This window comes from Rhodococcus sp. P4_F5 (genome assembly GCF_056401315.1).
Window position 1 is genome coordinate 1 of sequence record NZ_JBFUJP010000113.1, and the last position, 10,001, is coordinate 10,001.

8 protein-coding genes and 1 pseudogene are annotated in these 10,001 nt (G+C 69.0%); 4 read left to right on the forward strand and 5 right to left on the reverse strand.

The features are described from left to right. The coding region (locus AC1DU4_RS25420; RefSeq protein ID WP_477844614.1) for an aminotransferase class III-fold pyridoxal phosphate-dependent enzyme at positions 1-795 on the reverse strand (795 nt) is incomplete at its 3' end. A gap of 13 nt (positions 796-808) precedes the next feature. Beyond that, complete coding sequence (locus AC1DU4_RS25425) at positions 809-1,120, reverse strand: DUF6191 domain-containing protein (RefSeq protein WP_477844616.1); 312 nt, start codon at positions 1,118-1,120, stop codon at positions 809-811. Between the two features lie 302 nt (positions 1,121-1,422). Between AC1DU4_RS25425 and AC1DU4_RS25430 the strand changes: the two genes are divergently transcribed. Continuing rightward, positions 1,423-2,382 carry an IS481 family transposase gene (locus AC1DU4_RS25430; protein WP_477844618.1) on the forward strand — a complete coding sequence of 320 codons (960 nt, stop codon included), beginning with the start codon at positions 1,423-1,425 and terminating at the stop codon, positions 2,380-2,382. A gap of 13 nt (positions 2,383-2,395) precedes the next feature. On the opposite strand, the gene ilvA is transcribed toward AC1DU4_RS25430, so the two are convergent. Further along, positions 2,396-3,745: a threonine ammonia-lyase IlvA gene (ilvA, locus tag AC1DU4_RS25435; protein ID WP_477844620.1), complete on the reverse strand. Its 1,350-nt coding sequence runs from the start codon at positions 3,743-3,745 to the stop codon at positions 2,396-2,398. 144 nt (positions 3,746-3,889) lie between these two features. Further along, entirely contained in the window at positions 3,890-4,324 is a 435-nt protein-coding gene (locus tag AC1DU4_RS25440; RefSeq protein WP_477844622.1) for a nitroreductase family deazaflavin-dependent oxidoreductase, read from the reverse strand. A gap of 111 nt (positions 4,325-4,435) precedes the next feature. On the opposite strand from AC1DU4_RS25440, the gene AC1DU4_RS25445 reads away from it, so the two are divergent. Next, complete coding sequence (locus AC1DU4_RS25445) at positions 4,436-4,678, forward strand: hypothetical protein (protein ID WP_477844624.1); 243 nt, start codon at positions 4,436-4,438, stop codon at positions 4,676-4,678. Positions 4,679-4,723: 45 nt separating this feature from the next. Here AC1DU4_RS25445 and dnaE read toward each other — a convergent pair whose 3' ends face one another. Next, on the reverse strand, positions 4,724-8,266 hold the full coding sequence (dnaE, locus tag AC1DU4_RS25450; protein WP_477844626.1) for a DNA polymerase III subunit alpha: 3,543 nt from the start codon (positions 8,264-8,266) through the stop codon (positions 4,724-4,726). A gap of 191 nt (positions 8,267-8,457) precedes the next feature. Here dnaE and AC1DU4_RS25455 point away from each other — a divergent pair, with 191 nt between their 5' ends. Beyond that, positions 8,458-9,534, forward strand: a complete 1,077-nt coding sequence (locus AC1DU4_RS25455) for an alpha/beta hydrolase (protein ID WP_477844628.1) — start codon at positions 8,458-8,460, stop codon at positions 9,532-9,534. 161 nt (positions 9,535-9,695) lie between these two features. Next, positions 9,696-10,001 (forward strand): annotated as a pseudogene (locus tag AC1DU4_RS25460) (hypothetical protein); the annotation flags it as partial.

Consider the following 10,001-nt stretch of genomic DNA (forward strand, 5'->3'; position numbering starts at 1 on the left):
GGTCTGCACCTCGTCGGCGACGAACACCACGCCGTTGGCCTGTGCCCACTGCGCCAGTGCCGGCAGGAATCCCGGTGCGGGAACGATGAACCCGCCCTCCCCCTGTATGGGCTCGAGGACGATCGCGGCCACGCCGTCGGCGCCGATCTGCTTGTCGATCCGGCTGATCACCCGGCGCGCGGCCCGCTCACCGGTGAGCCCGGGCTCGTCGCGGAACGGGTAGGACATCGGCATCCGGTAGATCTCCGGGGCGAACGGACCGAAATGCGCCTTGTACGGCATCGACTTCGCGGTCAACGCCATCGTCAGGTTGGTCCGCCCGTGGTAGGCGTGATCGAACGCGACGACGGCGGCGCGGCCGGTGGCCAGCCTCGCCACCTTGACCGCGTTCTCCACCGCCTCGGCGCCGGAGTTGAACAGCACCGACCGCTTCTCGTGCTCGCCCGGGGTCAGCGCCGCCAGTTCCTCGGCGACCCGCACGTAGCCCTCGTACGGGGTGACCATGAAGCAGGTGTGCGCGAAGTGCGCGACCTGTCCCGAGACCGCCTGCGCGACCGCGGAATTGGAGGCGCCGACGCTGGTGACCGCAATGCCCGCACCCAGGTCGAGGAGTGAGTTGCCGTCCACGTCGACCACCACGGCGCCGTCCGCGTCGGCGGCGTACACCGGAACGCTGGACCCGACCCCTGCCGCCACCGCGGCCCGCCGCCGGACGTCGAGGGCTCGCGACCGCGGACCCGGAATCTCGCTGACCAGTTCGCGCCGCTGTTGCAGTCGGTACCGGAGTTCCGTCATCGCGCCGCCCGGATCAGCCGTTCCCGCCGCGCAACACCACCGTGTTCGCGTCGATGTCGACGCGCACCCGCGGCGGCGCCGCGTCGCCCGCATCCTCGCGGTGCATCAGCGCGGTCTGCCGCTGCTCGAACTCGTGCAGCTTGGAACCCTGGAACAGCGCGGTGACCTCTTCGAAACCCGTCGCCGCGACGGTCCTGCCGCCGCGCCGCCGGGTCCAGGGCAGTGCCCGGCCGCCGGTCATCCGGTTCCACAGGGTCTCCGCGAAGGCGAGCGCGACCAGCAGGACCACCAGCCCCGGGATCGTCATCGCGAACAGCGCGCCCATGACAGCCGAGTCTAGTGCCCGCCGGACGCCTAGGACGTGTCTCCTAACCCTTCTCGGATGCACCCGGTGAGGCAATCGTCGTCCGGCAAGGCGGAGGAGAAGCCGATACCGCTGTTGTATCGGCGCCGACGACAACGCAGCGGGACGGAGATTAGACGCCGGGGGCGCCGAAATGGGGGTTGGGAGACGCGCCCTAGGTGTACCCGGCCAAGACGTTGGTAACAGGCGTGTCGGCTTGATGTGAAGAGAACCTCCGGTTGAGGTGTGGCTTGTCGAAGGCCCACTTCCCACCGGAGGTTCTCGTGCCCCACCGTAATGCCCGCACCACRTATCTCGGGAGAATGCTCATCGTCGAGCGCCACCGAGACGGCTGGCCCAAGGCCCAYATCGCCAGCGCAATGGGCGTTTCCCGCAARTGCGTGTCCACGTGGGTGGMCCGCTACCAGGMCGAGGGCGAGGCAGGRTTGCACGAYCGGTCCTCRCGCCCGCACACGATGCCGWCCCGAACCGCRGTCGATGTCGAGACMCGSATCGTCGAACTACGCATRCGTGAACGACGCGGACCGGACTGGCTCGCAGCCGAACTCGGGGTGCCMGCCCGCACCGTYTCCCGAGTCCTGCGACGWCRYCAGGYGCCSTAYCTGGCKGACTGCGACCCGTTGACCGGYGAGGTGATCCGCTCSTCGAAGACCACGGCRGTGCGCTACGAACGCGAGCRGCCGGGYGAGYTGGTGCACATGGACGTCAAGAAGCTCGGCCGGATCCCCGACGGCGGCGGRTGGCGTGCCCGCGGCCGGGAGCACCGGACACGGGACTACWCGACGAAGGTGGGGTTCGACTACGTCCACTCGCTCGTCGACGACCACTCCCGGCTCGCCTACTCGGAGGTCCTCCCGGACGAAAAGGGCGCCACCTGTGCAGGTTTCCTGGTCCGCGCGATCGACTACTTCGCCGGCCACGGCATCACCAGAATCGAACGGCTGATGACCGATAACGCCTGGGCCTACCGGTGGTCGCTCCGGGCGGTCTGCGCTGAGCACGGCATACGGCAGAAGTTCATCAAACCGCACTGCCCGTGGCAGAACGGCAAGGTCGAACGCCTCAATCGGACCCTGCAGACCGAGTGGGCGTACCGGCAGGTCTTCATCACCAACGCCGATCGGACCGCCGCGCTTGCGCCCTGGCTCGAGCACTACAACACTCATCGACGCCACAGCGCACTCGGAGGCCTTCCACCGATCAGTCGGCTGGCACCAACCTGATGGCCGGGTACACCTAGGTCAGGTAGCGGTACGCCGGCGAACCCGGCTCGAGCTGCTCGACGTGCATGCGCGAGTCCGCCATCCGCTCGAGCAGCGAAGGCAGCCCCGACGCCGCGCCGAGTTGGATTCCGACCAGCGCCTCGCCGGTTTCCCGGTTGTTGCGCTTGACGTACTCGAACAGGGTGATGTCGTCGTCCGGGCCGAGCACCTCGTCGAGGAACCTGCGCAGCGCGCCCGGCTCCTGCGGGAAGTCCACCAGGAAGTAGTGCTTGAGCCCGAGGTGGACCAGGGACCGCTCGAGGATCTCGCCGTAGCGCGAGACGTCGTTGTTGCCGCCCGAGATCAGGCACACGACGGTGGAACCCGGCTCGACGTTGACGTGGCGCAACGCCGCCACCGACAGCGCACCCGACGGTTCGGCGATGATGCCCTCGTTCTGGTAGAGCTCGAGCATCGATGTGCAGACCGCGCCCTCGTCGGTGTGGATCATCGCGAACGTGCCCTCGCCCGGCACCCCGGAGCGCGGCTGCGCCACCAGCGGCAGCGACCCGTGCGAGACCACACCCGCGCCGAGGGCCGACATCACCTGGAACGGCAGGTTCCCGATCCGCCGGACGGCCGTGCCGTCGACGAAGGGGTCGATCTCGGGCAGGGTGACCGGTGCGCCCGCGACCAGTGCCGCGGTCATCGACGCCGCACCGCTCGGCTCGACACCGACGATCGCGGTGTGCGGGGACCGCTCGTGCAGGTAGGTGGCGATTCCGGCGATGAGGCCGCCGCCGCCCACCGGGACGATCACCGTGCCGAGCTCGGTGCCGAGCTGCTCGAGGATCTCCGCGGCGATGGTGCCCTGGCCCGCCGCCGTGCGGGGGTCGTCGAACGGCGGCACGAGCGTCGCACCGGTGCTCCGCACGTCCTCGTCCGCCGCGGCCGCGGCCGCGTCGTAGGTGTCCCCGATCGCGATCAGTTCGACGAACTCGCCGCCGTGCGCGCGGATCCGGTCCCGCTTCTGCCGGGGGGTGTTGGCCGGCACGTAGATACGGCCGCGGATGCCCATCGTCCGGCAGGCGTACGCGACGCCCTGCGCGTGGTTTCCGGCGCTGGCGCAGACCACACCGGCGGCGCGTTCCTCCGCGTCCAGCTGGACGATCAGGTTGTAGGCGCCGCGCAGCTTGAACGAGCGCACCACTTGCAGGTCCTCGCGCTTGAGGTACACCTTGGCTCCGATGAGCTCCGACAGTCGCGGGCTCAGCTGCAGCGGCGTGGCTTCCACCACGCCGGAAATTCGCTTGGCGGCGGCGTCGATTTCGCGCGCGTCGAGCGGTGCGGCCTTCAGGTCAGCGAGTTCGGGCGAGTTGGACACCCAATTATGCTGCCACCTCGCCGCCCGGGCCGCGTACCCGCCCCGCTCGAGCACGCGGATCGAACTGTGACGGCCGCGGAATGTTCGGCAGATYCGACTTCGCCATCCGCACCGCCTCGCCCACCCCAGCTGCGTGGAACGGGCCTACTGCGGGCTGAGCACGAAGACCGGGATCTGGCGATCGGTCTTCTTCTGGTACTCCGCGTAGTCGGGCCACGCCGCGACGGCGCGCTCCCACCACACCGCCTTCTCGTCGCCGGTGACCTCGCGTGCGGTCATGTCCTTCTTGACCGGGCCGTCCTGCAGTTCCACGTGCGGGTCCGCGACCACGTTGTGGTACCAGACCGGGTGCGCCGGCGCGCCGCCCAGCGAGGCCACGACGGCGTACTCGCCGTCGTGCTCGACCCGCATCAGCGGGCTCTTGCGGAGCTTGCCGGACTTGGCGCCCTTGGTCGTGAGGATGACGACGGGCTTGCCCTGCATCTCCGTCCCCTCCGTACCGCCGGAGCGCTCGTAGAGATCGACCTGGTCGGCGGCCCATGTGCTCGGACTGGGTTCGTACTCACCGGTGAGAGGCATGCCGTCCAGTCAACACCCGCGCCCTCGTCGACGCAGCGTGACACGTGAGATCAACAACTCGAACTGAAATGTTCGTTGACCCGAACTCGAGATTTCACGTAGCCTGATCCCATGACCACCGTCGACCGCCTGCTTGCGCCGCGCCCCGGCGCGCCGCGCAGCGCGCACACCGTCGACCTGGCCGGCACCGCCTGGCCGCTCTACAAGCTCGAGGCCCTGGCGGTCGGCGTGCTGATGTTCGTGGTGATCCTGGCGACGACGGCAACCCTGCAGCCTGCCGTCCTCGCGGCCGCCGCCGCGACGGTGACCGCGTGGTGGGCCCGTCGGGCCTACTGGGCCCGCGTCCGGGACTGACACCCGCCGGCCCCGGCCCGGCCCCGGCCCGGCGCCGCCAGGCCCTCAGACCGTCAGACAGTTCGACCCGAGCAGCGCCTTCAGGTCGCCCATCAGTGCGGACGACGGCTCCACCCGCAGGCTGTCGTCCAGCTTGAGCATGGTGATCCGGTCCCCACTGATCAGCCGCAGGTGGACGTCCGAGGTGCCCGGGTGGCGGGTCAGCACCTGCTTGAGCGCCCCCACCTTCTCGGGTGTGCACAGCCGCGTCGGCAGGCTCACCGCGACCGGCTTCGCCACGCCGACCGCCGACAGGTCCGGAACCGCGAGGTCGTTGCCGATCAACGACATCCGGTCGTCCCGGATCGACACCCGCGCCTTGACCAGCACGATGGAGTCCTCGGCGATGTCCATGCCGTACACCGCGTACGCCTGCGGGAAGAACAGCACCTCGATGCCGCCGATGAGGTCCTCCAGCTGGATGATGCACCACAGCTGGCCCTTCTTGTTCACCCGTCGGTCCACCGAGGCGACGATGCCGCCGATGGTCACCTGCGCGCCGTCCTTGACCTCGCCCTCGAGAATCGAGGCGATCGAGGTGTCGGACTGCTGCCGCAGGATGTGCTCGACCCCGTTGAGCGGGTGCCCGGAGACGTAGAGCCCCAACATCTCCCGCTCCAACGCCAGGCGGTGCTTGGTGTCCCACTCCTCGTCCGGGACCTTGATCGCGAACACCGAGGACAGTGACTCGTCCCCGCCGCCGCCGGCATCCCCGAACAGGTCGAACTGACCGACCGCCTCGGCCTTCTTGGTGCCCAGCACCGAGTCGATGGCGTCGGTGTGGACCAGGAACAGGCCCTTGCGCGGGTGCCCGAGCGAGTCGAACGCACCGGACTTGATCAGGGACTCGGTGACCTTCTTGTTGCAGGCGATCACGTCGATCTTGTTGAGGTAGTCGGAGAAGTCGGTGTACTTCGACTTCTCGTTGCGCGCCTTGATGATCGAGGCCACCACGTTGGCACCCACGTTGCGCACCGCGCCCATGCCGAAGCGGATGTCACTGCCCACGGAGGCGAAGTTGACCGCGGACTCGTTGACGTCCGGCGGCATCACGGTGATGCCCATCTTCCGGCAGTCCGCGAGGTAGATCGCGGACTTGTCCTTGTCGTCGCCGACCGAGGTGAGCAGGCCGGCCATGTACTCGGCCGGGTAGTTGGCCTTGAGATATGCGGTCCAGTAGGAGACGAGTCCGTACCCGGCGGAGTGCGACTTGTTGAACGCGTAACCGGCGAACGGGAGCACGGTGTCCCACAGCGCCTTGATTGCCTTGGCGCCGAACCCGTTTTCCAGCATGCCCGCCTCGAAGCCCTCGAACTCGGCCTCGAGCACCGACTGCTTCTTCTTGCCCATGGCGCGGCGCAGGATGTCTGCTCGTCCGAGCGAGTAGCCGGCCACCTTCTGGGCCAGCTGCATGATCTGCTCCTGATAGATGATCAGGCCGTACGTCTCCGAGAGGATCTCCCGGAGGGGTTCCTCCAGCTCGGGGTGGATCGGGCTGACTTCCTCCAGGTTGTTCTTGCGCTTGGCGTAGGAGGTGTGCGCGTTCATGCCCATCGGGCCGGGACGGTACAGCGCCAGGGCGGCGACGATGTCGCCGAAGCCGGTCGGCTGCATCAGTTTCAGCAGCTCCCGCATGCCGCCGCCGTCGAGCTGGAACACGCCGAGGGTGTCCCCGCGCGAGAGCAGCTCGTAGGTGGCCGGGTCGTCCATCGGCAGCGAGTCCAGGTCCAGGTCGATGCCCCGGTTCGCCTTGATGTTCTCGAGYGCGTCGCCGATCACCGTGAGGTTCCGCAGGCCCAGGAAGTCCATCTTGAGCAGGCCGATGTCCTCACACGACGGGTAGTCCCAGCCGGTGATGATGGCGCCGTCCTGCGCGCGCTTCCAGACCGGGATCGCGTCGGTCAGCGGCTCGGAGGACATGATCACCGCGCAGGCGTGCACGCCCGCGTTGCGGATCAGGCCCTCGAGTCCCTTGGCGGTCTGGTAGATCTTCGCGATGTCCGGGTTGGAGTCGATCAGCGCCCGGACCTCGACGGCCTCCTTGTAGCGCTCGTGCTCCGGGTCGGTGATGCCGGACACCGAGATGTCCTTGGCCATGATCGGCGGCGGCAGCGCCTTGGTGATCTGGTCCGCGATGGCAAACCCCGGCTGGCCGAACTGGACTCGGGCCGAGTCCTTGATCGCGGCCTTCGTCTTGATGGTGCCGAACGTGATGACCTGCGCGACGCGGTCGCTGCCCCACTTCTCCGTGGCGTAGCGGACCATCTCGCCGCGGCGTCGATCGTCGAAGTCGATGTCGATGTCCGGCATCGAGACGCGCTCGGGGTTGAGGAACCGCTCGAACAGCAGCCCGTACGGGATCGGGTCGATGTTGGTGATGCCCATCGCGTAGGCGACCAGCGAACCGGCGGCACTGCCACGGCCGGGGCCGACACGGATCCCGACCTCCTTGGCGTGGTTGATGAGGTCGCCGACCACCAGGAAGTAGGCCGGGAAACCCATCTCGTTGATGACGTCGATCTCGTAGTCGGCCCGGTCCAGGTACTCCTGCGGCGGGCCACCCGGGAAGCGGCGGTCGAGGCCTTCGAGCACCTCCTTGCGCAGCCAGCTGGCCTGGGTCTCGCCCTCCGGTACCGGGAAGATCGGCATCCGGTCGCGGTGCTTCCACACGTCGTCGTAGGGCTGGATGCGCTCGGCGATCAGCAGGGTCGAGTCGCAGGCACCGGGCACCTCGTCGTCCCAGATCGCGCGCATCTCCTCGGCAGACTTGAGGTAGTAGCCGTCGCCGTCGAACTTGAACCGGGTGGGATCGCTGAGCGTCTTACCGGTCTGGATGCACAGCAGCGCCTCGTGGTTCTCCGCGGCGTCCTTGGTGACGTAGTGGCAGTCGTTGGTCGCCAGCGGGGGGATGCCCAACTGCTTGCCGATGTGCAGCAGACCCTCGCGGACCCGGCGCTCGATGGACAGCCCGTGGTCCATCAGTTCCAGGAAGAAGTTGTCCTTGCCCCAGATCTCCTGCCACTTGGCGGCGGCCTCGAGTGCCTCGCGGTCGTGGCCCAGACGCAGGCGGGTCTGCACCTCGCCGGAGGGGCAGCCGGTGGTGGCGATGATCCCCTCGTGGTGCTCGGCGATGATCTCCTCGTCCATCCGGGCCCACTTGCCGAGCTGGCCCTCGATCGAGGCCCGCGAGGACAGCTTGAACAGGTTCCGGACGCCGGTCGCGTTCTCCGCGACCATCGTCATGTGGGTGTAGGCGCCGCTACCGGAGACGTCGTCCGACTTCTGGCTGCGGTCGCCCCACAGGACACGCTTGGTGTTGAACCGCGACTCCGGCGCGATGTACGCCTCGATCCCGATGATCGGGGTGATGTCGTGCTTCTTGGCCTCGTTGTAGAACTCGCTCGCCCCGAACATGTTGCCGTGGTCGGTCATGCCGACCGCGGTCATCCCGAGCCGCTGAGCCTCCTTGAACAACGGCGCGACCTTCGCCGCGCCGTCGAGCATCGAGTACTCGGTGTGATTGTGCAGGTGAACGAACGAGTCAGCCACGCGCGCCTCTCCGTGCTCGGGTCGCCTTCGATGTTCGTACGTGCCAGACCAGGTGCGACCGGGGAATGACTGGAAGCGCTCTGAGTGTAGGCGTTCACCCCGACAGCTCCACCGCCCCCGCGCCGCGGTGTGAGCCAACCCTCGGCGCGGTGCTGCGCGACCACGCCAACCCGGCAGGCGATACTGGCCGGATGGCCACCCCGGAGACCACCGACGCGACCGCGACGACCAGCCCCGAACCGCCGCCGCGGCCCCGCCGGCGGCGCTGGCCCTGGGTGTTGGGCGTCCCCGTCGCGCTGGTCGCTGCGACCGCGCTGGCCGTTGCCGTCAACCCGTGGCCCGGCACCCTCGCGGTGCGCTTCGTGTTCGACCGCGGCGCCGAGCAGGTGACCACCGCGCTCGAGAAGCACGCACCCGGCGACGTCGACTCGCTCACCGACCAGCAGTACCGCGGCGGCGACTCGGACGCCTTCCTGGACGTCTACTACCCCGACCGGGTCGCCGGCACCGCCGACGCGCTGCCCACCGTGATCTGGACCCACGGCGGCGCCTGGGTCTCCGGCGACAAGAGCAACTACGCCACCTACTACGAGCTGATCGCCTCGCAGGGCTTCACGGTGATCTCGCTCGGCTACTCGCTCGGACCGGGGCACACCTACCCGACCGCGGTGAACCAGCTCAACGACGCGCACGCCTACGTGGTCGCCAACGCAGGGCGGCTGCACGTCGACCCGAACCGGATCGTGCTGGCCGGGGACTCCGCAGGAGCGCAGCTGTCGAGCCAGCTCGCCACCCTGGTCACCAACCCGGACTACGCCCGCGACCTCGGCATCACCCCGTCGCTGCGGCCGGAGCAGCTGCGCGGCGTGGTGCTCAACTGCGGCATCTACGACGTGAACCGGATGGTCGGCGGGTCGGGCATCGTCGGCTGGGGAGCCGACGAGTCGATCTGGGCGTACACCGGGACCAAGGACTTCGCGGACTCGACCGCCGTGCAGCAGATGTCGACGCTGCACCACGTCTCCGACCGGTTCCCGCCCGCGTACATCGCCGGCGGAAACGGCGACCCGCTGACCGACAAGCAGTCCAAGCCGCTGTCCGAGAAGCTGGGCGGTCTCGGCGTCGACGTCACCACGGTGTTCTACCCGGCCGACCACGAGCCGTCGCTGCCGCACGAGTACCAGTTCGATCTGGACAACGAGGACGGCACGCGCGCGCTCGAGCGGACCGTCGAGTTCCTGAAGGCGCACACCACGCCCCAGCTGTAGTTCCCGGGCAGGTTGCGCACAGCGCGGGATCGGCGGCAGGAAGCCCGTCGACCGCGTCGGTGTCCACGGCGCGGGTACTCCACCCCGCCCCGACCGAGCTGCGAGACTGTCCGTGCGGCCGCCGGACGGCGTGACACCGCGGGCAGACGGAAGGAACCACCATGACCGATGTCGGCGACAACTCGAGGGCGCCGCGCGCCCGTGCGCGATGGCGGCGGCTCGCGTTGTTCGGGCTCGCCGTCCCGGCGGTGACCGCGGCGGCGGGCGTGATGGTCGCCCGCACCACCCCGCGCCCGGTCACCAGGGCGGTGCGCTGGGCCTTCGAGTTGGACGCGGCGCGCGTCACCAAGGCGCTCGGCGCGCACGAGCCCGCCGGGGTCGCCCGGGTCACGGACCAGCAGTACCGGCCCGGCGACGCCGACGCCCACCTCGACGTCTACTTCCCCGAGTCGGCAGCGGGCCCGCAG